Source organism: Microbacterium sp. I2 (assembly GCF_051364985.1).
GTDB lineage: Bacteria > Actinomycetota > Actinomycetes > Actinomycetales > Microbacteriaceae > Microbacterium.
Genome location: NZ_JBLWIH010000028.1, coordinates 24311 through 46753, shown reverse-complemented (window position 1 = coordinate 46753; position 22443 = coordinate 24311). Strand labels below are relative to the sequence as shown.

Annotated in this window: 20 protein-coding genes and 1 pseudogene; 9 read left to right on the top strand and 12 right to left on the bottom strand. The window is 65.0% G+C overall.

Going from position 1 to position 22443, the window contains the following annotated elements:
• Window positions 1-84: 84 nt before the first annotated feature.
• A complete protein-coding gene (locus ACLKM7_RS19630; RefSeq protein WP_436448987.1) occupies window positions 85-783 on the top strand; it encodes a glycosyltransferase in 699 nt (232 codons plus the stop codon).
• 68 nt (window positions 784-851) lie between these two features.
• Window positions 852-1226 (top strand): VOC family protein, encoded by a 375-nt coding sequence (locus ACLKM7_RS19625; protein WP_436448986.1) that lies wholly within the window; start codon window positions 852-854, stop codon window positions 1224-1226.
• Between the two features lie 60 nt (window positions 1227-1286).
• Here ACLKM7_RS19625 and ACLKM7_RS19620 read toward each other — a convergent pair whose 3' ends face one another.
• Window positions 1287-1724 (bottom strand): protein-tyrosine phosphatase family protein, encoded by a 438-nt coding sequence (locus tag ACLKM7_RS19620; protein ID WP_436448985.1) that lies wholly within the window; start codon window positions 1722-1724, stop codon window positions 1287-1289.
• 189 nt (window positions 1725-1913) lie between these two features.
• On the bottom strand, window positions 1914-2240 hold the full coding sequence (locus tag ACLKM7_RS19615; protein ID WP_436448984.1) for a cupin domain-containing protein: 327 nt from the start codon (window positions 2238-2240) through the stop codon (window positions 1914-1916).
• 120 nt (window positions 2241-2360) lie between these two features.
• Between ACLKM7_RS19615 and ACLKM7_RS19610 the strand changes: the two are divergent.
• Together ACLKM7_RS19610 and ACLKM7_RS19605 are read left to right on the top strand one after the other, a co-directional pair.
• Window positions 2361-4472: pseudogene (locus ACLKM7_RS19610) on the top strand (glycoside hydrolase family 65 protein); the annotation flags it as partial.
• A gap of 36 nt (window positions 4473-4508) precedes the next feature.
• On the top strand, window positions 4509-4799 hold the full coding sequence (locus ACLKM7_RS19605; protein WP_436449001.1) for a glycosyl hydrolase family 65 protein: 291 nt from the start codon (window positions 4509-4511) through the stop codon (window positions 4797-4799).
• Here ACLKM7_RS19605 and ACLKM7_RS19600 read toward each other — a convergent pair.
• On the bottom strand, window positions 4757-5422 hold the full coding sequence (locus ACLKM7_RS19600; protein WP_436448983.1) for a TetR/AcrR family transcriptional regulator C-terminal domain-containing protein: 666 nt from the start codon (window positions 5420-5422) through the stop codon (window positions 4757-4759). The genes ACLKM7_RS19605 and ACLKM7_RS19600 overlap by 43 nt on opposite strands.
• Window positions 5423-5681: 259 nt before the next feature.
• Between ACLKM7_RS19600 and ACLKM7_RS19595 the strand changes: the two genes are divergently transcribed.
• From ACLKM7_RS19595 to ACLKM7_RS19575, 5 genes are all read left to right on the top strand, one after another.
• On the top strand, window positions 5682-6443 hold the full coding sequence (locus tag ACLKM7_RS19595) for an ABC transporter ATP-binding protein (protein ID WP_436448982.1): 762 nt from the start codon (window positions 5682-5684) through the stop codon (window positions 6441-6443).
• Window positions 6443-8962, top strand: coding sequence for an FtsX-like permease family protein (locus ACLKM7_RS19590; protein WP_436448981.1), 2520 nt, complete (start codon window positions 6443-6445; stop codon window positions 8960-8962). Before ACLKM7_RS19595 ends, ACLKM7_RS19590 begins: the two co-directional genes overlap by 1 nt.
• Before the next feature lie 153 nt (window positions 8963-9115).
• On the top strand, window positions 9116-9994 hold the full coding sequence (locus tag ACLKM7_RS19585; protein WP_436448980.1) for an alpha/beta fold hydrolase: 879 nt from the start codon (window positions 9116-9118) through the stop codon (window positions 9992-9994).
• A 28-nt stretch (window positions 9995-10022) separates the two neighbouring features.
• Window positions 10023-10922 carry an arginase family protein gene (locus ACLKM7_RS19580; protein ID WP_436448979.1) on the top strand — a complete coding sequence of 300 codons (900 nt, stop codon included), beginning with the start codon at window positions 10023-10025 and terminating at the stop codon, window positions 10920-10922.
• 143 nt (window positions 10923-11065) lie between these two features.
• Window positions 11066-11836, top strand: a complete 771-nt coding sequence (locus ACLKM7_RS19575) for an SDR family oxidoreductase (protein ID WP_436448978.1) — start codon at window positions 11066-11068, stop codon at window positions 11834-11836.
• Window positions 11837-11998: 162 nt separating this feature from the next.
• Here the strand turns inward: ACLKM7_RS19575 and ACLKM7_RS19570 are convergent, their stop codons facing one another.
• The 9 genes from ACLKM7_RS19570 to ACLKM7_RS19530 all read right to left on the bottom strand — a co-directional run bounded on the left by ACLKM7_RS19570 (window position 11999) and on the right by ACLKM7_RS19530 (window position 22434).
• A complete protein-coding gene (locus tag ACLKM7_RS19570) occupies window positions 11999-13615 on the bottom strand; it encodes an MDR family MFS transporter (RefSeq protein WP_436448977.1) in 1617 nt (538 codons plus the stop codon).
• A gap of 136 nt (window positions 13616-13751) precedes the next feature.
• Window positions 13752-14996: a CaiB/BaiF CoA transferase family protein gene (locus tag ACLKM7_RS19565; protein WP_436448976.1), complete on the bottom strand. Its 1245-nt coding sequence runs from the start codon at window positions 14994-14996 to the stop codon at window positions 13752-13754.
• A 21-nt stretch (window positions 14997-15017) separates the two neighbouring features.
• Window positions 15018-15443, bottom strand: a complete 426-nt coding sequence (locus ACLKM7_RS19560) for a Zn-ribbon domain-containing OB-fold protein (RefSeq protein WP_436448975.1) — start codon at window positions 15441-15443, stop codon at window positions 15018-15020.
• Window positions 15440-16612: a thiolase C-terminal domain-containing protein gene (locus ACLKM7_RS19555; RefSeq protein ID WP_436448974.1), complete on the bottom strand. Its 1173-nt coding sequence runs from the start codon at window positions 16610-16612 to the stop codon at window positions 15440-15442. Before ACLKM7_RS19555 ends, ACLKM7_RS19560 begins: the two co-directional genes overlap by 4 nt.
• A 106-nt stretch (window positions 16613-16718) precedes the next feature.
• Window positions 16719-18365 carry a thiamine pyrophosphate-binding protein gene (locus ACLKM7_RS19550; protein ID WP_436448973.1) on the bottom strand — a complete coding sequence of 549 codons (1647 nt, stop codon included), beginning with the start codon at window positions 18363-18365 and terminating at the stop codon, window positions 16719-16721.
• Window positions 18366-18449: 84 nt separating this feature from the next.
• Complete coding sequence (locus ACLKM7_RS19545; protein ID WP_436448972.1) at window positions 18450-19661, bottom strand: CaiB/BaiF CoA transferase family protein; 1212 nt, start codon at window positions 19659-19661, stop codon at window positions 18450-18452.
• Between the two features lie 126 nt (window positions 19662-19787).
• Complete coding sequence (locus tag ACLKM7_RS19540; protein ID WP_436448971.1) at window positions 19788-20531, bottom strand: alpha/beta fold hydrolase; 744 nt, start codon at window positions 20529-20531, stop codon at window positions 19788-19790.
• Window positions 20532-20552: 21 nt separating this feature from the next.
• A complete protein-coding gene (locus ACLKM7_RS19535; RefSeq protein ID WP_436448970.1) occupies window positions 20553-20891 on the bottom strand; it encodes a DUF4286 family protein in 339 nt (112 codons plus the stop codon).
• Window positions 20892-20943: 52 nt separating this feature from the next.
• Window positions 20944-22434, bottom strand: coding sequence for an NAD-dependent succinate-semialdehyde dehydrogenase (locus ACLKM7_RS19530; protein ID WP_436448969.1), 1491 nt, complete (start codon window positions 22432-22434; stop codon window positions 20944-20946).
• Window positions 22435-22443: the final 9 nt, after the last annotated feature.

Below are 22443 nucleotides of genomic sequence, written 5' to 3'. Positions count from 1 at the left end.
GACGTTCGCCGGCGAGATGTACTCGACGCATCCGTCACCGTCAACGGTCTCCACACCGGGCGTCGGCTGCGTAGCGTCGGTCGCGTGATCGGTGAACGGCTGAGCCTGAGCGTCGTCATCCCGGCGCGAAATGAGGCGAGGATGCTCGGCGCGTGCCTGCGCGCTCTGACCGGTCAGATCGACCCCGTCGACGAGATCATCGTGGTCGACAACGACTCGACGGACGAGACCGAGGCAGTCGCGCGCTCGTGGGCCGGCGTGAAGGTCGTGACCGAGCGCCGGCTGGGCATCACGTACGCGCGCAACGCCGGCATGGACGCCGCGACCTCGCACATGATCGCCCGGATCGACGCCGACACACTCGTGACGCCCCTCTGGGCGCGAGCGATCCGGCACGCGTTCGCGTCTGACCCCGGGCTGGCCGGTCTCACCGGGCCGGCGGGCTTCACGAGGCTCTCGACGGATGACCGCGTGGTCGGTCGCGGCGTCTACGGACTCTTCCGCGCCGTCCACGAGGTCATGATCGGCAGCGGACCGGTGATGTATGGACACAACATGGCGGTGCGTCGGGCCGCGTGGGCCGGCATCCGCGATGTCGTCACGACCGGCGACCGCGCGATCAGCGAGGACTTGGATGTGACCCTGGCGATGCGGCAGGCCGGCATGCGTATCGCCTACGAGCCCGACATGGTGGTCACGATCGCCGTCGAGCGGACGCTTCGGCCCCGCAAGCTCGCGGGATACAGCCGGACCAACCAGCTCACGATGGCGAAGTACCGCTAGTTTCGGAAGATCCGGGCAGGTCGGGCGCAGCGCGCGGACTGTCGGCAAGGCTATGGAGATGAACACCCATGAGTGGTCTGCGCATCGAGATCTTCCCGGACGACCTCGATGCGACGGTCGACTTCTACAGCAGGGTTCTCGGGTTCACGCTCCTGCGCGACGAGCGAGGAGCAGCGTCTCAATACGTCTCGCTCCGGCTCGGGGACGTGCGCGTCGGCGCTGCGCGCCGCGCACCCGGTGACGCCGCGAGCAGACGGCCCCCGACGGGAGTGGAGCTCGTGCTCGAGGTCGACGATCTCGAGGCGGCACGGGCACGAGTCCTCGACTCCGGGTGGCCGCTCGACGAGGATCTGACCGCGCGACCCTGGGGCCTCACGGACTTCCGCCTGCTCGACCCGAGCGGCTACTACTGGCGGGTCACCGACCACGAGGGCGAGCGCTGATTCTGCGCGGACGAGGCGACGTGAATCGCTGACCTGACGAACCCGCGCTTGCAGGAGCCTTCAGCGGGCGAGGTCGACTCGTCGCACGAAACGACGCTGCCATGGAGTCTCCACCGCACTCGGCCTGTAGTGCGCTCGCACCCAGGCGACGGCATCCTGTGGCGGAACGCCGGCAAGACGCGCGAGGATCGCCAGAGCCGACCCGGTTCGGCCCGTGCCTCCGTCGCAGGCGACCTCCACCTTCACCCGCGCCGACAGTTCGTGGGCTTCCTCGAGCGCGAGTATGGCCTCGTCCGGGGACCGGGGAAGACGGAAGTCTGGCCAGCACACCCATCGTGACTCCCACCCCAGCTCGGTATGCGGCTTGGCGGTGAGGTAGACCCCGAACTCAGGGGCACTCTCCTCCTCGGCGACGGCGCCCCTCAGCCCGCGGCCCCGGACCAGGCGACCGTCCGGCAGCGTGACAACACCGGCGAGGGAACCGTCCCACGTACTCATGCATCGATTCTGCCCCGCGCTTGCGCGCCCCGAGCGTCCCGCGCCAAGACCTGAGGTTGAGAAACCACACGTAGGATGAGCCTCCGCGCGCGGCGTGGTTTCTCAACCTCTATGCGGTTTCTCAACGTCAACCAACACTGCACCCGCGTCCCCCACGTAGGCGGGTGGCCAACGGGCGGTGATGGAGTGCTACTCGAGCCACTCGGTGATGAAGCGCTCGCTCGCGTGGATGTGGATCGCCTCGTAGACCTCGGAGCCGACCACAGCGAACCGGTGCGGCACCAGCGCCGGAACGACGAGGATCTGCCCTCCGCTCGCCACGACGTGCTCGTCGCCGACCGTGAAGCGTGCCGCCCCGGACCGGATCACGAACGTCTCGCTGTACGGATGGCGATGCAGCCGCGGGCCTGCACCTTCACGCTCGATGCGCTCCAGGAAGAAGGAGACCTCGGAACCGTGCGCGAGTCCCTCGAAGTCGCCGCCGAGGGTGGATTGCTCGATGATCGGAATAGCCATGCGCTCCACTGTGCCTCGCTGGGCGACGTCCTGTGAAGCGTAACCCGGCGATGCGCGCACTGAACGGGGCGAGTCTCGCTGCGGGACTGACGCGTGGGCGCTCCGTGCGCTATCGCCGTCATGCCACAACCCTGTCAACCCCCGAGCAGGCGTGGGAGGGACGCCGTAGCGTACACGACATCGAACGAAGGGGAGCCATCAGGGATGAGGCGAGGGCAGGGTTTCGACGTCGTGGAGTGGGGCATCGGCTGGTCGGCCTGGGAGGAGGCGGGGCAGTCACACCGCGAGTCGGTCTTGGCGCTCTCGAACGGCCACCTCGGCTGGCGCGGAACCCTGGACGAAGGCGATCCTTGCGGCGCCGCGGGTACGTACCTCAACGGAGTGTTCGAGGAGCACCCGATGCCGTACGCCGAGGACGGTTACGGCTATCCCGACCAGGGTCAGACGGTGATCAACGTGCCGGACGGCAAGATCATCCGGTTGCTGGTCGACGACGAGCCCTTCGACATCCGGACCGGAAGGCTGCGGACCCACAAGCAGTTCCTCGACTTCCGTGCCGGCGTCCTGCGCCGCGTCGTGGATTGGACCTCCCCGGCCGGACGCACGGTGCGGATCACCTCGTCGCGCCTCGTGTCGCTCGCCCACCGATCGGTGGCCGCCGTCGACTACGAGGTCACCGCGATCGACGCGCCGGTCGAGGTGACGCTGCTCTCCGAGATCGTCGCAAACGAGCCGCTGCCCGACGTCCACCCCGATCCTCGCGTGATGGAGCCTCTGCGTCGGCCGCTCGCTTCCGTCGAGCATTTCGCCGGCGGAACCCGTGCCACCCTGCTGCACCGCACCCAGCGGAGCGGGATCTCCGTCGCCGTGGCCGTCGATCACCAGATCGCGGGAGCGCGCGACGCCGGCGTGAAGAGCGAGACGTCGCCCGATCTCGCCCGCACGACCGTGAACACACGGCTCGGCGCCGGCGGCAGCATCCGTCTCACGAAGTTCGTCGGCCACGAATGGTCCGACTCGCTGGCGGATGCCGCGCTCCGCGATCGCGCCGAAGCCGCCGTCGAGGCGGCGATGCGCCTGGGCTGGGAGGGCATCGCACAGAAGCAGCGGGAGTATCTCGACGAGTTCTGGTCCCGCGCCGACGTCAGGATCGGGGGCTCTGCACGGCTGCAGCAGAGCGTGCGCTTCGCCATGTTCCAGGTGCTGCAATCGGCGGCACGCGCCGAGGTGCGATCGATTCCTGGCAAAGGGCTCACGGGAGCGGGCTACGAAGGGCACACCTTCTGGGATGCCGATGCCTTCGTCTTGCCGGTCCTCATCTACACCGCACCCGGGGCCGCGCGCGACGCCCTTCTGTGGCGGCACGCGACGCTCGGCCATGCGCGCCGGCGGGCGGAGCAGCTGCATCTGGCGGGTGCCGCCTTCCCCTGGCGGACGATCGACGGCAGGGAATGCTCGGGCTACTGGCCGGCTGGAACCATCGCATTCCACATCAACGCCGACGTCGCGGCGGCGGTGGTCCGTTACGTGGCGGCGACCGGCGACGCCGAATTCGAGCGCGACTACGGCACCGAGATCCTCGTCGAGACGGCTCGCCTGTGGGTCGCCCTTGGCCGCTGGGACGACCGCGGCGCGTTCCACATCGACGGCGTCACCGGCCCCGACGAATACTCGGCGCTCGTCGACGACAACGTGTTCACCAACCTCATGGCGCAGAAGAACTTCCGCGCCGCGGGGGCGGCGGCGCGGCGGCATCCGGAGCAGTCCCGTGCCCTGGGCGTCGCGGATGAAGAGGTGGCACGGTGGGAGACTGCGGCGTCGGCGATGCACATCCCGTTCGACGCCGAGCGCGGCGTGCACCAGCAGTCGGCGGGGTTCACCCAGCAGGAGCGCTGGGACTTCGACGCCACGACCACCGCGCAGTACCCGCTGCACAGCCACTTCCCGTAATTCGACCTGTATCGCAAGCGGGTCGTGAAGCAGGCCGACCTGGTGCTCGCGCTCCAGTTCGTGCCGGAAGCGTTCACGTCGGACGAGACAGCGCGGGCGTTCGCTTACTACGAGGAGCTGACCGTGCGCGACTCGTCGCTGTCGGCCTCCCCGCAGTCGGTCGTGGCGGCGCGGGTCGGCCACCTCAGGCTGGCGATGGACTACCTCATGGAGGCGGCGACGATCGATCTCGACGACCTACACGACAACGTCGACGATGGGCTGCACATCGCGGCGCTCGCGGGCGTGTGGAACGCGTTGGTCTGCGGGTTCGGGGGAATGCGAGACGGCGAGGGCGACCTGCAGTTCGCGCCGCGGCTGACTCCGCCGATGTCGGGCCTGTCATTCGGCATCCTGGTCGAGGGTCGCACGCTGCGCGTGGACGTGGAACCGGATGCGACCACCTACCGACTCTCAGCCGGCGACCCGCTCGACCTGCGCCACTTCGGTGTGCTGCACACCGTCGAGGCGGGCGTTCCGCTCGAGCTGCCGACCCCGGCGCTGCCCGACCCCAGCGCGCCGCCGTCTCAGCCGCGCGGGCGCGCTCCGCGGGACCTCACGGGCGAGTGATCCCGCAGACCTTCGGCGGAGGAAAGACCCAGCAAGATCCGATCAAGGCCGAACTCGAAGTCGCGGTCGTGAACCTCCTTCGTCGGTTCCCGATAGACGCCGCCACGGAACAGCGCCGCTACGCGGCCGTACCCCCGCGCATCGAGGAGCGGCGAGACTTGCCCGGTCAGGTCGCCGCCCTCCGATGAAGAGCTCTCTCCCCATGCTCGAACGTCTCGCTGAGAAATGAACTGCGCCCGGATGTACCCGTCCAGGAGTGTGGCCGCCCGGATCGTCTCGGCGGCGCCTAGTGAGCTTCCTTCCAGCCTGGAGAGCAACGCTTCGAGCCAGCCCAGGGCGTTCGGAGTGATCGGCACCGTCAACGTGAGATCGGCCAGCCACGGGTGAGCAAGGTATCGCGCGCGAAGCCGATGCGCCCAATCGCGGGTCGCAACCTGCCAGTCGTCGATGCGAGCCGCGGACGGCGGGTCCGCGAGAGCATACTCACGAAGGAGTATGTCGAGTTCTTCGCGGGAATCGAGATAGCGATAGAGGGCGTTCGGCGTGACATTCAGCACCTCTGCCAAACGCACCAGTGACAGCGCGCTGACGCCGCCCTCGTCTGCGAGCTCGACGGCGCGCAAGACGATCGTGTCGATGTCCAGCGAGGCGCGTCTCCCCCGCGTGCCCTTTGGTGGGCGGGCACCCCAGGCTCGGCGAAGAGCGGGGGGCAGCATTTCTGCTGATCCTGCGGCTTCCGACTGCGGCACCTAATGATGTAACCACGCTCCTCCGATCGCCGAGACGCGAATCGGGGGTTAGCCCCCCTCCTCGAGCGCCCGGGTCTCGATATTGTGCATGGGTCACACAATATAGAGACGAGGATCAGTGAGTAGGAAAAGAGTGGAAGATCCCACGGAGGCGGGCGCCGCGGCGATCGCGCTCAGAGATGTCAGCAAGACGTACAACTCCGGTGCCCGGACGGTCGAGGCTCTGAGAGGTGTCTCGCTCGAGGTCCCGCGCGGTTCGTTCACCGCCATCATGGGACCGTCGGGCTCAGGCAAGAGCACCTTGCTGCACTGTGCCGCAGGGCTCGACGTCCCCACCTCGGGGCAGGTACTCCTGGCTGGGCGGGATCTGAGCGGTATGTCGGACGACAGACTCACCGAGTATCGCCGGGAGCACGCGGCCTTCATCTTCCAGTCCTTCAACCTCATGCCCGCGCTCACGGTGAAGCGCAACGTAGCGTTGCCGATGATCCTGGCCGGCAGGCGGGCAGACGATGCCGCCGTCCTCAACGCCATTCAACGGGTCGGACTGGGGGACCGCGCAGATCACCGCCCCGGTGAGCTGTCCGGCGGACAGCAGCAGCGGGTCGCGATCGCCCGCGCTCTCGCCGGCCGCGCGGAGGTGCTGTTCGCCGACGAGCCCACCGGAGCGCTCGACACGGCTACCGCAGCGAGCGTTCTCCGTCTCATGCGCGAATCCGTCACACAGCACGGACAGGCGATCCTGATGACGACCCACGATCCCATCGCCGCGTCGTACGCCGACCGTGTCGTGATGGTTGTCGACGGCCACATCGCCACCTCGCTCGAGGCGCCGACACCCGAGACCGTGTCGGCGGCATTGACTCGGGTCGCAAGCAACATGGCGGTGCACTGATGTGGGCCATCGCTCTCAGCAGCATCCGGTACCGTCTGGCGGCTTTCGTGGCCGTCTTCATCTCCACCGCCTTGGGCGCGGCGCTCGTGATGACGGCGGGCGGGTTCTTCGAGACCGGCATTCGGCTGACCGCTCCCGCCGACCGCCTCTCCGGTGCGGAGATGATCGTCATCGGAAGCCCCGACTACGTGATGCTGACAGCCGAGGGTGAGCGGACCACCGACTACCGACCCTTTCCGGAGAGGCACCGGATCGACGTTGCGGCTGCCTCCACGCTCGATGACATCGAGGGAGTCGAGAGCGCAATCCCCGTCTATCTGATCCAAGGGCAGATGCGTCACGAAGACGACCTGGCGCCGGTCGTCGTGCAGAACGCTTCGTCGGTCGCCGCCGGGCCGTACGAGACGCGGTCGGGCGAGTTGCCTCGAGACGCCGGAGCAGTCGCTCTCAGCGCCTCGCTGGCAGAGGCGTATTCGCTGACGGAAGGTGACGCCGTGACCATCACGATCGGCGGTGAGGAGCAAGAGCGGCGTATCGTCGGCATCCTCGGCGACGCTCAATCGCCGGAGACTGTCTTCATCTCGGATGAAGCGGCGGCCAAGGCGAGCGGATCGGGGTCGGTCGACGCAATCGCCGTGGATCCGGCCGCCGGAGCGCATCGCGCCGAGGTCCGTGAAGCCATTCACGCGTCGGTTGCCGATGTGGTCGTTCTCGAAGGCGATGGCCGTGGCGCGGCGGAGAATCCCGCGGTGTCTGCCTCCCGCATCCCGGCCATCGTCACAGGCGCGGTCTTCGCCGGCATCGTGCTGGTGGTCCTTGCAACCATCGTGTCAGGCACCGTCTCGCTATCGGTGCGTCAGCGGTCGCGCGAGATCAGTCTTCTCCGCGCAACGGGCGCGACCGGGAAGCAGGCCCGCCGAGTGATCATGATCGAGACCATGGTGATCGGCGTCGCCGGCATCGGCATCGGCGTGCTGCTCGGATACCCGGTCACGGCCAGCGTGTTCGCGGTCGTGTCCGCAGTCGGCCTGTTCCCTCCGATCCTGCAGCTCGAGGTGGGGGTCATCCCGGTCGCGATCGCAGCCATCGCGCCACTGCTCGTCCTGTTCCTCGCCACAGCAGCCGCCTCGCGCAGCGCTCGAAGGTCACGCGCCGTCGACGCGCTGCAAGAAGCAGCCGTCCCGAAGGTGCGCGTCGGCGTGACGAGATGGATCTTCGGCGTGATCTTCGGGTTGGGGGCGATCGCACTCGCGATCATCACGTCCCTTCTGCCGCCTGCCCTTGTGACCGCCACGAGCGGACCGGCGGTCCTCGCCGGAAGCATCTCTGCGGCCCTCCTCGCCCCCATGTGGCTGCGGGTGGGAAACGCGCTGCTGCGCCCGATCGTGCGATCGGTATCAGGTCCCCTGGGCGTCGTGACGTCCGACAGCCTGCGCCTGAGGTCGGGGCAACTCAGCACTGTCACGGCATGCATCGCGCTCGTCGTGGGCATCGGGGTGGGCAACCTCGCCTCGCAGGAGATCCAACGCGAGGCCGCGCTCGCAGCCGCAGTTGCTCCATTCCGCGCCGACGCGGTCATCCAGGCCCCCGGACAAGCGGAACGAGTCGCCGAGCAGGCGGGCTGGCTGGATGCCGCACGAGCCGCTGGGCCCGTCGTCCTGAGCGGCGGATGGATCGAGAAGCCCTACGACGCCTCTCACCCGGACCGCCCCTGGAGCGTGACCGGCTTGACGACTGCCGAGGTGACGACCTTCAGCGCGGAGCAGGGCACGTTCGCGGATCTCACCGGCGCGTCGATCGCGTTGCCGACCAGGAATGCCGAGGAACTCGGCCTGTCGATCGGCGACTACGTGCTCTTCCGCTTCGGTGATGGCTCAGCCGACACGTTGCGGCTCGTAGCGACATATCCGGACCGCGTCGGATACGAGCGGATCCTGATGCCCACCGACCTGCTCGCCCCCCACACCACGCCTCGCGAAGCATCGACCGTGCTCGTGAGGGCGGCGGACGGCGTTTCGGAGAGTGAGCTGCAGGAGGCGCTCCGCACGGAGTTCTCACGTTCGGCAGGCGTTCACATCGGCGACGCGCGCACCATCGCAGGCATGGCCGCCGCAGGGCTGGGGGTTCAGACGATCATCAACAGCCTGATGGTGGCGATCACGATCGCGTATGCCGCGATCGCCGTCATCAACACACTGACCGTCACGATCCTGGCGCGACGACGGGAACTCGCGCTCCTGCGCCTGACCGGCGCTACACGTCGGCAGGTTGCGCAGGTGCTGGCGTCCGAGACCGCGGTCCTCGCCACCACCGGCACGCTACTCGGCCTCGTCGTGGCGCTTGCTGCGGTCGCCCCGACTGCTCTTGCCGTCGGAGGCTCGATGGTCACGGGAGGCGCGCTGCTCATCGTTGCAGCAACATTGGCGGTGGTCGGACTTCTCGTGCTTCCGATCACCCGCACGATCGGACGACGGGCGACGACCGGCCGCGCGGTCGATGGAGTTGCCGGGCCGTTGTAACGCGGTGGTTGAGATCGCTGAGCAGAGTCCACCTCCATCGTGGATGTCGTCTGTGCCGACGTCGCACGCACCATCGACCGGTGGCCGCCGGGATGACAGTCGACCCGGGAATCGGCATCTGCGACGATCGGACCATCAGCGGAAGGAGCACCGATGAGAACCGTCAGGAAGACCAAGCACCGCTTCATCGAGATCCAAGGCTCTCGTGTGTTCTATCGCGAAGCGGGAACTCCGGACGCTCCCGCGCTGCTGCTGCTCCACGGCTTCCCGAGTTCCTCGCATTCTTTTCGAGATGTCATGACGCCACTCGCCGAGGTTGCTTACGTCATCGCGCCAGACCTGCCCGGATTCGGGCTCACGGAGGTGCCGCGCGACTACGACCACACCTTCGAGAACCTGGCGCAGACGATCGATGCGTTCACCCGCCAGCTAGGTCTCTCGCGGTTCTTCCTCTACGTGCATGACTTCGGCGCGCCGATCGCGTATCGCCTGGCACTGGCAGAGCCGGATCGCGTCCTCGGGCTCATCATCCAGAACGGCAACGCGCACGAAGAGGGTCTTGGCGAGGCGTGGGACACCGTCCGGGCGTACTGGGCGGATCCGACACCCGAGCGTCGGGCGCAGATGCCCGAGTATCTCAATTTCGCAGGCACTCGGGCTCAATACCTCAGCGTGCCGGACCGGCTCCAGCCGCTCATCGCGCCGGAAGGGTGGCACACCGACTGGGAACGAATGAACCGGCCGGGCGGCGTCCAGGTTCAGTTCCGCATCGCGATGGACTACGCGAACCACGTCGCGGAGTTCTCCCGGATCTCGGAGTTCCACGAGCGGCATCAACCACCCGCATTGCTGCTCTGGGGGCGCCACGACGTCTTCTTCGAGATCGAGGAGGTGCTGGCATATCACCGAGAGCTGGAACGCCTCGACATGCACCTCTTCGACGCGGGCCACCTTCTGCTCGAAACGCATTCCGCCGAGTGCGCCGCCCTCATGAAGGACTTCATCCTCGAAGTCGGCGCCTCCCGCCAGTGACGGACGCACCGGAACTGGAGCCGTACTCATGACAATCGCGTTGCTCTCGTCCCCCACGAATCTCGGGCTTCGCCCGCCGGAGCCGGGAGGCGTTCCTGGCGCGGGCAAGGCGCCAGAAGCCCTGCGCGACGCGGGTCTTCACCGGCGTTTGCTCGCGCACGGCGCAGTAGATGCCGGGGTGGTTCTCCCGGGCCGTTACGTCAACGACGATGGCCGGCGCCCTCAAGAGCAGGTGCGCAACCAGGCGGCGATCGTGGACCACGCGCGCCGACTCGCCCGGCGCCTCGGGTCCATCGTGGATGAGGGGCATCATCCGTTCGTGATCGGCGGAGATTGCAGTCTCCTCCTCGGAGTCGGGCTCGCCATGGCCCGGTTGTCCGACGCCGGACTCATCCATATCGATGGCCACACCGACTTCCGACATCCAGGCAACAGCCGACTGTGCGCGAGTGTCGCCGGAGAGGACCTCGCCGCAAGCGTGGGGCTTCATTGGCCCGCGCTCGCCGACATCGATGGTTACGGCCCATACTTCCGCGCCGCGAAGGTGGCGCAGGTGGGATGCCGCGACGACGACGAGCATCTCGACGAAGCCAGTTCCGTGCTCGGCGCTGTCATGCCGGCTCGACAGGCGATGGATCTCGGGATGACCAACGTTGCCACGAGCATCGCGCGGGTGTCGGGCCCCTCGGGTTACTGGATTCAGCTGGACGTGGATGTTCTCGACCCGGCATGGATGCCCGCAGTGGACAGCCCGGCCGCTGGAGGCCTGAACCCCGACCAGCTCATCGAACTCATCACGGCCCTCGCGCCGAAAGCCGCCGGCATGTCGGTCACCGTCTTCGACCCCGACCTCGACCCAGGTGGCGAGCACGCGGCACTTCTAGTGGAGATTCTCACCTCAGCGGTCGTCTCGATGGGCACCGGCTAGGCAGACGAGATCGCGCGAGGTCCTTCATCGGCGCCTGCCGGAGCCGCTGCTCTCGCCGTCACAAAGCGTGCTGTTCTCCGGTCTGTACTTCGAGGACGCCATCCGCATGAACACGTGCTGCGTCCAGAACGGAGCGAGCCAGAATGCGGATCGTTGTGTTGGGCGGGACCGGCCAAGTGGGCCGGAAGGTCGTTGACAGGCTGGAGCGGCGAGCCCAAGCCGTCGTCGTGGCTTCGCCGGCGAGCGGTGTGGACGCGAGAACGGGTCGGGGTCTGGATGCCGCGCTCGAGCACGCCGACGCCGTGATCGATGTGACGAATTCACCCGATCTCTCGGGTCGCGCCGCGCGTGCGTTCTTCGAAGCAACAACGAGCCACCTACGGGCCGCCGAGGAGAGAGCCGGAGTGAAGCACCATGTGGTCCTCTCCATCGTGGGCGCGGACCAGGCGGACGAAGAGGGATACTTCGCTGCCAAGGGGGTGCAGGAACAGGCGGTCCAGTCGGGACCGACCCCGTACTCCATCCTGAGATCCACTCAGTTCTACGACTTCGCGCGCAGGATCGCCGAGTGGAACACGACCGAGGACAGCGTCCACCTCCCACCGAAGCCGGTACAGCCTGTGGCTGCCTCCGATGTCGCTGACGCGCTCGTGGAGTTGGCGATGGGGAGGCCGCTCGCCGGTGCTGTAGACGTGGGCGGCCCGGAGCAGATGCTGCTCCCGGATTTCGTGAACCGTGTTCTGCGGTTCGACAATGACCCGCGTTACGTCGTGGAGGATGATGACGCTGCTCTCGTGGGATTCAATGTCTCCGGAGACCTCCTGCTGCCGCGTTCGCCTTCCCTTACTGCCGTCACGACGCTTGATTCCTGGGTGCACGAAGAAGGCCTGCGCAAGCTCGTGGGAAGACGTTGAGACGCCCTGATCACGCGGGGGGTAGGTAGCCGAGTCGCTGCAGCGCTACTGGGCGCGAGATCACGCCTCAGAACGACGTCAAAACCCGGCGGAATATGGCGGAGACGGAGGGATTTGAACTCCGAGCTCGTCAGCGCGAACCGAGGAGGGGTGACAGTTGTGTCAGATCGTCGGCGTCAACCCGGTCGGGCGTCCGCTGGGGGCTGCACGACCAGATCCTGGATCGTCGCTGACTCGCCTCCATCGCCGGGCCGAAGGGTGAGGTCCGGCGGCCTCGCCCGCGCCCCCGTTATGCTCGATTATGAGCTGACCCTCACTGATCGCATCGGGCAGGATGTCGCGCTCGATCGTGGTCTTGAGCGGAACCTCCTTGACGAAACAGAGGAGAACCATCGCGATCACTGCGAGCGGCACCATCCCGAGGAACAGCGGAGCGAGCGCGTCGCTGTAGCCGTGCGCGACGATCGAGTGCAGCCGGTTGGGGAGTGAGAGCACGCGGTGCGGCGTGAGTGAGCTGATGTCGCCGATCTGGGCCGACGCACCAGTGGGGAGCCGTTCGCCGATAATGGCCACGAGCCGCAACGCGAACAGGCTCCCGATGACAGCACTGCCGAGCGAAGCACCGATCTGCCGGAAAAAGTTGTTGCCCGCCGTCGCCGTGCCCACGACCCGGTCGGGGAAAGAGTTCTGCACGATAAGCACGAGGATCTGCATGTTGATACCAAGCCCGATGCCCATCATTCCGAGGTAGCTGCAAAACAGCCACAGCGGGGTCTCGGGAGTGAGCATGCCCAGCAATGCGAGCGCGCCCGCGATCAGCGCCGTCCCCGCGATGGGCATCCATTTATAGCGGCCGTACGCGCTGACGAGCCAGCCGCTGCCGACCGAGGAGACGAGCATCGCGCCCATCATCGGCACCATGAGAATGCCGGCCATCGTGGCATCCGCCCCGAGAGTCATCTGCAGATAGGTGGGGAGGTATCCGTTCACGCCGAACATCATCGCTCCCACCAGCAGCGCGGCTGCCGTCGTGAGGTTGAAGTTGCGGTCGTGGAACAACGCCGGCGGGATGACGGGCTCGGCGGCCCGGCGCTCGACGAAGACGAACAACGCCGCCAGGATCACGGTCGCCGCGATGAGGCACAGGATGACCGGGGAGTTCCAGGCGTAGTCGTTGCCGCCCCACGACGCCACGAGAATGAGAGACGTGGTGGCGCCGGCCATCGTCATCACGCCGAGCACGTCGATCTTCGGCTTAGAGTTGCTGCCCTTCGGCAGATGCAGCAGCCAGATCGCCGCAGCGAGGGCGAGGAGGCCGAGCGGTACATTCATCCAGAACGCCCAGCGCCAGTCGACCTGCTCTGTGAGCCACCCGCCTAGCAGCGGACCCGCGACGGACGACACGGCGAACACCGCGCCCATGATGCCCATGTATTTGCCGCGCTCGCGCGCCGGGACGACGGCGGCGATGATCGTTTGCGACAGGATGATCAGGCCGCCGCCGCCGATGCCCTGCACGACGCGGCCCACGATGAGGATGCCCATGTCAGGGGCGAGTGCGCCGACGACCGAGCCCACCATGAAGACCACGATCGCTGCGATTAGGGGGGCCTTGCGGCCGATTAGGTCGCACATCTTGCCGTAGATCGGCATCATGATCGTCGATGCGAGGATGTACGCCGTCATGACCCAGAGCATCTGGTCGACGCCACCGAGCTCGCCGACCATCGTCGGCATCGCCGCGCTCAGCGCGGTCTGACTGAGCCCCGCGAGGAGCATCGCGAGGATGAGTCCAAGAAACAGCAGGATGATGCCACGGCGGGATGCGTGAGCGTGCTTGCGGGCCTGTTCGCGAGCGCGCGGCTGACAGCTGCACGATGGATGGCATCCCGGGTTTGACGCTCCTCGCGCGCCCTCAGGCATAAGGCAACGATTCCGTGCCGCTCTCCTGCGTGGGAATAACGCCAACTGCTGCGAGCTCCGCGATCTCACGGCTACTGAGCTGCGCGAGCTCGCTGAGTACGGCCTCGGTATCTGCTCCTAAATGGGGAGGCGCCACGGCTTTGGATCGCAGGCCGGGCATTTTCACGGGGTTACCCACCGTCCGAATGGAGTCGCCTCGCCCCACCAGGTCGATCACCATGTTCCGCGCAGTGACCTGGGGGTCAACGAGCGCTTCGGAAACAGAATTAATTGGTGCCCCGGGCACGCCCTCGACGCGCAACCGTTCGATGAATTCAGCTGCTTCCATTTGCGCGGCCGCCGACTCCATAATGGAAGCGAGTTCGGTCCGGTGTGTCCGGCGCAGGTCGTTGTCCAGGAACCGGTCGTCATGGACGAGGGCTGGGCAGCCCAGGGCACGGGCAAGACCGGGCCAGAATGCCTCGGTATTCGCAGCTACGACGACTTCACGTCCGTCTTTGCATTCGAACGCACGATATGTCGGAATGCTCATGTGGTCGCGGCCCTGCCGTCCGGGAACCGCTCCCGAAGCGAGGTAGTACGCCGCAACATACGACAGCAAGGACACTTGCGTGTCGAGCATCGCGACGTCGACCACTGTTCCGACCCCTGTGCGGGCCACCTCGGATAGCCCAGCGAGGATCCCGATGACGCCGTACATGCCGGCCGTGACGTCTCCGATCGGGAGTCCAGAGCGCACGGGCTTGCCCTCGGGCTCACCAGTCAATGACATGCCGCCTGATATGCCCTGCACGATGATGTCAAAAGCAGGAAGCAGCCGGTACGGACCATCCTGTCCGAAGCCTGTTATCGAGCAGAGAACCATGCGTGGATTTGCCTCGAGAAGAAGCTCGCGTTCGATACCCAGGCGCTTCAGTGTGTCTGGACGAAAGTTTTCGACCAGGACATCCGCGTTCGCGGCTAGCGCCAGGAGTGTATCTCGCCCGCCCGGCGCTTTGAGGTCGATCACGACACTCTCTTTGTTGCGATTCACACTGTGGTAGTAGTCGCTGTCTCCATCCTCGAAATATGGGCCTATACGTCGTGTCGGGTCACCCGAAGGCGGCTCGACCTTGATCACGCGAGCTCCGAGATCGCCGAGGATCTGCGTCGCGAAAGGTCCCGAAAGGTGCTGCGTGAGATCCAGCACCGTAAGGTGAGAAAGCGGCCCTAATCGGGTCGCTGCATGCTCAGTCATTTGTCTCCTTCGCGAGCGAATTCAAGCTTCTGGGATCCAACGGACAAGGGTGACCTCGTCGGTCGCGTGCAAGAACGTGACGCGCACTTGGTCACCGATGCGGACCTCGCCGTCTTGTTCCGCGTCGCCTGTCGAGGTCTGAATCATGCCGAGCATGCGAATTCCTTCCGGCAATTCGAGCATGGCGACTGTATAGGGCACGCGCTCGGCGAACGCGGGATGCATTGCCCTCCGATAGACCGCATAACTCCAGACGGATGCCGTACCCGCGAGGCCTGTCCACTGTGTCTCAGAGCAGAGGCACTCGGGGCAGACTTCGCTCGGGGACCATCGGAAGCTACTGCATCGCACGCACTGTTGTGCCACGAGCTGTTCACGTCTCACTGCTGCCCAGAAGGGCGCGGTGAGCGCGTTGTCGACATCGGGGAGGAGACCGGAATAGGTCATGATCGCGTCGTCAGAATCGACGCCGCTCCCTTCAAGAAGTCGTGTGAGGACACGTCGAGCGCAACCTCGGCACCGGCAACTTGGCGAGGCCCAGCCTCACCGCGCAACTGCCTGACCGCCTCCACAAGATGGAGCCATCCCCACATGTAGCTCTCAGAGAGCTGTCCACCATTTGTGTTGACCGGAAGGGAGCCTCCGGGGCGGGTGCGTCCCTCGGCCAGAAACCGTCCCCCCTCGCCGAGCGGCGCGAAACCGTACCATTCGAGCATCTGCAGAACCCATACTGATGTTGCATCCTGGATATAGAGCGCATCCACGTCATCGGGGCGATAGCCGCTCTTGCTCCAGAGCTCGTCGGCGAGGACACCGAGCCACGGCCGCAGTAGACCGTCAGGGTCATGGTCCGCGCGAAATGCGGTCATCTGCGCCATCCCGTCGACAAAGACCGGCTGCCGCTGAAGATCCCGTGCTCTCTCCGCGGTCGTCATGATGAGTGCGGCGCCGCCATCCGAGATCATCGTGAGGTCAGCGCGCCGTAGCGGCCCGACCATAGGAGGGCTCGCAAGGTACTCCTCGATGGTGAGAGGCTGCTTGAAAATCGCGAGGGGATTGTTCTGAGCCCATTCGCGTTGCGCAACGGCGACCCAGCCCAGTTGCTCTTCGGTGGTGCCATACAGATGCTGGTGACGTCGGAATGCGAGTGCAGCACGCCCGGCGACATGGACAACACCCGATACCGATGCCATCTCGGCGCCCCCGCCCACTGCGATTCCGAAGTTCGCCTTCGCGGAGCGTTGGTTTGTCCCATAGGCCAGGACAATGGTCTCCGCGAACCCCGTGGCGATAGTCATCGCGGCGAGATGAAGTGAGAAGTTACCCGTGCCGTAGTCAAGCGTCGCACCATACCGCGGATTGATGCCAAGCATTTCGCCGACCTGTTCGTCGATACCAACGTGCGCCTGCAGATTACGGCACGTAATGAGGCCATCCACGTCAGCTTTGCGTAGCCCGGCATCGGCGAGGGCGAGTTCTATCGCATCGACCGCGATCGCGTTCGCCGAGCGTCCAGGCAGTTCACCCTGTTGTGTAGCCCCGACGCCGACGATTGCGACACGTCGCCGTTCCGCCGACACGCTCAGCCCTCGAAGCGGGCCCTGACTCACGCTCATGCTCCCTTCGCGCGGGGAAGCGCGGTGACGCCGTCAAACGGCGCGATGCGCTGCATCTCACGGATTGGACGACGCTCACATCGTCATCGGATGGCGCCCGTCTCGGTCACGTCGCATCTCGGGTGAACTGCATAGTCGTCGCCCGCGCCGTCTTATCGGTGATGACGTTCACAACCGACGGCACACCGCTTTCTGCGGCTCGGGTGAGAGCAGGGAGTAGGTCTTCGATCTTCTCGACGAACTCACCATGACCACCCAGCGCCTCGGCCATGAGATCGTATCGAGAGTACCCAAGCTCTCGGCCCGCCTTGTATCGATCGGTTGCAGTCCATCCGCCGTTGTTGCTGATGACGGTGATCACCGGGAGGTTGTGCCGCACTGCGGTGTCGAACTCCATGGCGTTCATGCCGAACGATCCATCACCGTGAAGCACGACGACCTGCTTGTCCGGGCGCGTCGCCTTCGCGCCGACCCCGAACGGAAGTCCGACGCCCATCGTGCCCAGAGTCCCCGAGTTGAGCCTGTGACCTGGATAGAAAGTCGGGATCGTCTGCCGCGCGTAGGTCAGAATCTCCTGTCCGTCCACGCACAAGATCGCATCTCTGTCGAGAAAATCGCGAACAACCCGGCACAGCTCGATCGGATGCATCGCCGAGCTGGCGTCGAAATCGGCCTGCTCGGCCCGCGAACGCTTCTCCTCGGTGACGCTCTTGAGTCGATTCGTCCAATCTTCATGCCTCGGATTCTTACCGGTGCTGCGGTAGGCGTCGTGAAGCTGCGAGATGACCGAACGCACATCACCCAAGAGGGGGACATCGATGTGACGGCTGCTTCCAAGCTCGCTCGCAGAATTGTCGATCTGCACGACCTTGACATCAGGCTTGAAACGCGGAGGCTGTATCCGACTCGTCGCATAGTTGAGCGGCGCGCCGGCGACGATGACGAGATCAGCTTCCCTGAACGCACTGGACCGGGCCTCGAGGAACGCGAATTCGTGGTCTTCAGGGATCAATCCGCGCGCCTGGGGCATCACATATACCGGGATGCCAGTGTCGTTCAACCACTTCTGCAGCACGTCACCCGCTTCGGACCAGAGCGCTCCGTTCCCGGCGATCACGACCGGACGCTCCGCGGCGGCGATCAGTTCGGCCGCCTCTCTCACCGCGTCAGCATCCGCCATTGACCTCAGGGGACCGTCGACTGTATACGCTGACACCGGGAGAACGTCTTCGCGTGACACCTTTCCATACAGCACGTCACCCGGCAGATCGACGTACACGGGTCCCGACGATGGACCCAGCGCGCGCGCAAAGGCCTTGCTGAGTATGTCCGGGATCCGGCGCGTTTCCTGGACCCTCACAGACCATGTCGTCACCGGCTCGGCCAATCTCACTTGATCCAGCTCTTGAAAGCCTCCGCGACCGTAGTCCGACATTCTCGATGATCCGCCGAGAACGACGACGGGCACGCCGTCGGCATAGGCATTCGCAATGCCCGTCAGCGTGTTCGTGAAACCGGGCCCTGAACAACACATCGCCAATGCGACCCGTTGCGTGAGGATCGCCGACGAGTGTGCCATCATCACCGCAGCCTGCTCGTGTCGGACGTCTACCATACGTGTGCCCAAACGCTCCATCTCGTTGGCGAGATCGATGGTTGGGCCGCCCATCAAGAAGTAGCAGTCGTCAATACCGTATGCACGAACCGTCTCAGCGACCAGCTCGTATCCGCTCACCATGTCATTACCACTCATCAGTACCTTCGTCTCCGCGCGCTCACAGCACGCATCGCTAACCGCTCGCGTCCCGAACGGCATTCGGCAGCGTGGAAGCCGCCCTTAGATCACTCCGTCGGACTCGAGCTGGTCCAACTCAGCGTCGGTGACATCCGCGAGGGTCGACAGGACCTCGCGAGTATTAGCCCCCAGAGTGGGTGCGGCTACGATCGCGGGCTTCCAGCGAGACATCTTCACCGGCCACCCGGGCATCTTGTATTCGCCGCGGTCCGGACGGGACACCTTGACGAACGCGCCGTTGGAGTTCAAATGCGGATCTTCGGCGAGTTCTGCAGGATTCATGACAGCACCGGCCGGAACCCCCGCACCCGCGAGAGCATGAACCGCCTCGATCTTCGTACGCTGCCCAGTCCACTCCGAGATCATCCCATCGACGATCTCCCTGTGTTCCCAGCGGCTCTCTGCCGTCGCGAAGCGTGGGTCGCCCTTCAGATCCTCTCGACCGATAGTCTCCAGAATGCGGTCCCAATGCCGACTCTGGGGCGTCCTCGACGCATACACATATATATAGTCGTTCGGTCCACCTGGCTTGCAGACGTAGAGACGCGCCGGAGCCGCCTTCAGGCCCATACCGCTGCCGGCGCGTTCAACAGGGCGATCACCGGCCGATATCGTCCGAGAATACGAAATGCGACAGAAGTTGATCATCGCTTCCTGCATGGATACGGACACTTTCTGGCCTTCCCCGCTGGTATCCCGCTCCCTGAGGGCAGCGAGGATACCGATCGTGAGATGCAGGCCGCTTCCCGTATCAGCCATAGTCGGTCCAGGACGCACCGGCGTCCCGTCCGGAAGACCAGTGATCGCGATCGAACCGCCCATCGCCTGCCCGATCGGATCCATTGAAAGGTAGGAGCCATAAGGACCCTCCGGGTCGTAGCCCTTGATTGTGCCGTAGATGATGCGAGGGTTTATGGCCGCAACATCGTCGTAGCTCAGCCCCAGGCGCTCAATCGACCCTGGTCCGAAGTTCTCCACAAAGACGTCGGCAGTCTCGATCAGTTTCCTTATGATCTTCTTTCCCTGCTCGCTTTTCAGGTCCAGGGCGACACTCTGTTTATTCGCGTTCAGCAGCAAGAAGTATGGCGAATCAATGCCCGGGATGTCGCGAGAGGATATGCGCCCCTGCTCTCCATACCGAGGCGACTCGATCTTGATGACCTCCGCACCGAGCCATGCCAGGCTCTGCGTACACGAAGTCCCTGCCTCATATTGTGTTAAATCAACAACCCGAATACCAGAAAGGGGTGACAAATCTATCTCCTCCGCTCAAAACTGCGCGACACTTCCTCGCAACGCGCAGCACTGCTCGATTGTGACGTCCAACTGATCTCAAGTACCACTGGTCGTCGGGACCAAACCCAGCCCAAACTGATTTAGCTAGTACCTGGCATCTATCCCAACTTCTTTCCCCAGGGGTGCACCATTGTCCACCCACGCAAGATGGTCACGAATCACCGCTGAGAAACCGCCAGGATTATCGACGTGAACCATATGCGCTCCCGGAATACTGAATATGCGGCTGTGGGGCAGTTCGGCATGCAATGCATCGATGGCTCCTTCGCCGACTCGATCCTGCTCACCCTTCACGAGGGTGGCCGGCCGATCGATACGTGATAATCGGCTCCGAGTGTCGTGCTCCGACATCGCAGCGATCACGTCCGCATAAGCATCCGCAGAGAACTCCTGCATCGTGTTCTCGATGTGTGCGACGGCGTCGGGCACGCGTTCTCGCGCGCTCCGGCGAAACCATCGGCCGATCGCCGGTTCGATGTACGGGCCCATTCCCCGTGTGCGCATCTCCTCCGCGTTCGATCTCATCCGCTGACCGTCCTCTGACGCCGCGGTCGTGCACGCAAGCACCATCGACCTGACCGATTCGGGATGCCGCAAGGCGAGGTACTGGGCGATCACTCCGCCGAATGCCACGCCAACGACATCCACTTGTCCCGACACGGCGGACCATATTTCGTCGGCCACGCCTTCCAGCGTCAGTCCGCCCTGGGCGCGTTCCCGGTCGCCGTGTCCCGGGTACACCCAGGCCCGCGCGGGCGGCAAATTCATCCATTGCCACACACGAGCATCCTGCGTGACTCCCGGGAGAAGCAGAAGCTCCGTAGTCATCGGCACGGCCTCTCGTCCAGGTCAACTCGTGATGGGTATCTCTTCGTATACATAGCGCTGGCCTCCCAGACGCAACTGGCCGATCCGCTTGGTCCATTCCGTGTGATTTGCAGCGCGCGTCATGTACAGCTCCCCCTTGAGCGTGTCAAGGGATTCAAGCTCATAGATAGCGAGATAGTTCAGTGCTTCCTGGTGCTCGAACTCACCCTCAACCGCCTTAAACCTTCGCGCGACAACAAAACCGGGACATTCGAGTCGCTCAGGCACATGCTCTTCGTTGTACCAGCGGTTGAACTCCTCATCGTTCTCCGGCTTGACCGCCATCGTTACGGCCATTATTGCTCGGGGCTTCGTGCTCATATCAACTCCTGATTCTTTCTCAACTGGAAATGGTTCTGATGGATGGCATGAATCACATGACGCGTCCACGCCCGACCCTTATTGCGACTGCCTTTGTTTCCACATAGTCCTCGATTCCTTCGCTCCCGCCCTCACGGCCCTGCCCACTGTTCTTGAATCCTCCGAACGGCAACTCCGGTCGGTTGGGCATGACCTCGTTGACGCCAATGACGCCGAACTCGAGCCGTTCCATCGCGTCCCAGAGAACATCGAAGTCTGTGCCGAAGAGATAGGCCGAGAGACCGTATGTCGTGTTGTTCGCCTGCGCGATGACGTCATCGTCGTCGGTGAACTCGAAGACCGGAAGGACCGGGCCGAATGTCTCTTCCTTGCTGATGATCATGCTCTCGTCGACTCCGGCCAGCAGCGTCGGCTCGAAGAATTCGCCGCGCAGCGTGTCGTCGTCCGGGTGCCACCGCGAACCCCCAATGAGAACCTCGGCGCCACGTGCCCGCGCATCGGCGACGTGACGCTCCACCTTTTCCAGACCGTTGGCGTCGATCAGGGGACCGATGGACGTTTCTTCCTCGAAACCGTGACCGATCTGCAGACGACCAATCCGCGCGCGCAGGCCCGCGACGACTGCGTCGCGCACATCGGAGTGCACGAATAACCTGTTGATCGAGATGCAGCTTTGTCCCGCGTTTGAGAACTTCGCCATCATGATGCTGTCGATCGCCGCCTCCACATCCGCGTCTGCGAAGACGATCGCCGGGGTGTGCCCGCCCAGTTCCAGGGAGACCCTCTTCAGGATCGAGGTCGGCGTGCGCAACAGCCGCAGTCCGACCTCGGTAGACCCCGTGAAAGTCACCTTGCGAATACGCGGGTTCTTCATCAGCTCGTCAACGACCTCGCCCGGCCGCGACGTGGTCACGACATTCACCACACCGGCAGGCAGGAACTCGTTCAGGATCTTCGCGATCGCGACCGCGATAAGCGGGGTTTGCTCGGCCGGCTTCGCAATAACAGGCGAGCCGGCCGACAGCGAGAGACCCATCTTCCGCATGAGCATGCTCGCGGGAAAGTTCCAGGGCGTGATCACGAGCGCGGGGCCGACGGGCGACACCAGCACAACGCCGCGCGTACCCGACGAGGACGGCGTCACTCTCCCGTACACCCGCCGGCCCTCCTCAATGCCCCACTCGAGCATCGCCGCGCCGCGCAGGATCTCACCGCGGGCTTCACGGACCGGCTTGCCATTCTCGAGGGAGAGTAGGCGCGCAAGCGACTCCGATCGCTCGCGGATTGCGTCCAACCCGCGCCTGAGGCGAGCGGAACGCTCCTCCGCCGCCAGCCCTCGCCATCCGTCGAATGCGGCGACGGCACTCTCTCCCGCCGCGCGGGCTTCGTCGACCGCCCCATCGGCCGCCGAGCCGATCACCTCCAGAGTCGCTGGATCGCGGACGTCGAAAAGCTCACGGGACCTCCTCCACTCGCCGTCGATGAGCAGCGTCTGCCCCTCGCCAGCCGGCAACAAGTCCTTATCGATTTCACGTCGTCTCATATACATTCC

Bases quoted from the DNA above. Each gene is read 5' to 3' on its own strand.
- ACLKM7_RS19575 (WP_436448978.1), top strand. From the start codon at position 11,066: ATGCGGATCGTTGTGTTGGGCGGGACCGGCCAAGTGGGCCGGAAGGTC.
- ACLKM7_RS19555 (WP_436448974.1), bottom strand. From the start codon at position 16,612: ATGAGCGTGAGTCAGGGCCCGCTTCGAGGGCTGAGCGTGTCGGCGGAA.
- ACLKM7_RS19550 (WP_436448973.1), bottom strand. From the start codon at position 18,365: ATGAGTGGTAATGACATGGTGAGCGGATACGAGCTGGTCGCTGAGACG.
- ACLKM7_RS19590 (WP_436448981.1), top strand. From the start codon at position 6,443: ATGTGGGCCATCGCTCTCAGCAGCATCCGGTACCGTCTGGCGGCTTTC.
- ACLKM7_RS19540 (WP_436448971.1), bottom strand. From the start codon at position 20,531: ATGACTACGGAGCTTCTGCTTCTCCCGGGAGTCACGCAGGATGCTCGT.
- ACLKM7_RS19570 (WP_436448977.1), bottom strand. From the start codon at position 13,615: ATGCTCCTCGCGGGGCTCAGTCAGACCGCGCTGAGCGCGGCGATGCCG.
- ACLKM7_RS19560 (WP_436448975.1), bottom strand. From the start codon at position 15,443: ATGACCTATTCCGGTCTCCTCCCCGATGTCGACAACGCGCTCACCGCG.
- ACLKM7_RS19605 (WP_436449001.1), top strand. From the start codon at position 4,509: ATGCGAGACGGCGAGGGCGACCTGCAGTTCGCGCCGCGGCTGACTCCG.
- ACLKM7_RS19565 (WP_436448976.1), bottom strand. From the start codon at position 14,996: ATGACTGAGCATGCAGCGACCCGATTAGGGCCGCTTTCTCACCTTACG.
- ACLKM7_RS19535 (WP_436448970.1), bottom strand. From the start codon at position 20,891: ATGAGCACGAAGCCCCGAGCAATAATGGCCGTAACGATGGCGGTCAAG.
- ACLKM7_RS19580 (WP_436448979.1), top strand. From the start codon at position 10,023: ATGACAATCGCGTTGCTCTCGTCCCCCACGAATCTCGGGCTTCGCCCG.
- ACLKM7_RS19625 (WP_436448986.1), top strand. From the start codon at position 852: ATGAGTGGTCTGCGCATCGAGATCTTCCCGGACGACCTCGATGCGACG.
- ACLKM7_RS19530 (WP_436448969.1), bottom strand. From the start codon at position 22,434: ATGAGACGACGTGAAATCGATAAGGACTTGTTGCCGGCTGGCGAGGGG.
- ACLKM7_RS19585 (WP_436448980.1), top strand. From the start codon at position 9,116: ATGAGAACCGTCAGGAAGACCAAGCACCGCTTCATCGAGATCCAAGGC.
- ACLKM7_RS19620 (WP_436448985.1), bottom strand. From the start codon at position 1,724: ATGAGTACGTGGGACGGTTCCCTCGCCGGTGTTGTCACGCTGCCGGAC.
- ACLKM7_RS19615 (WP_436448984.1), bottom strand. From the start codon at position 2,240: ATGGCTATTCCGATCATCGAGCAATCCACCCTCGGCGGCGACTTCGAG.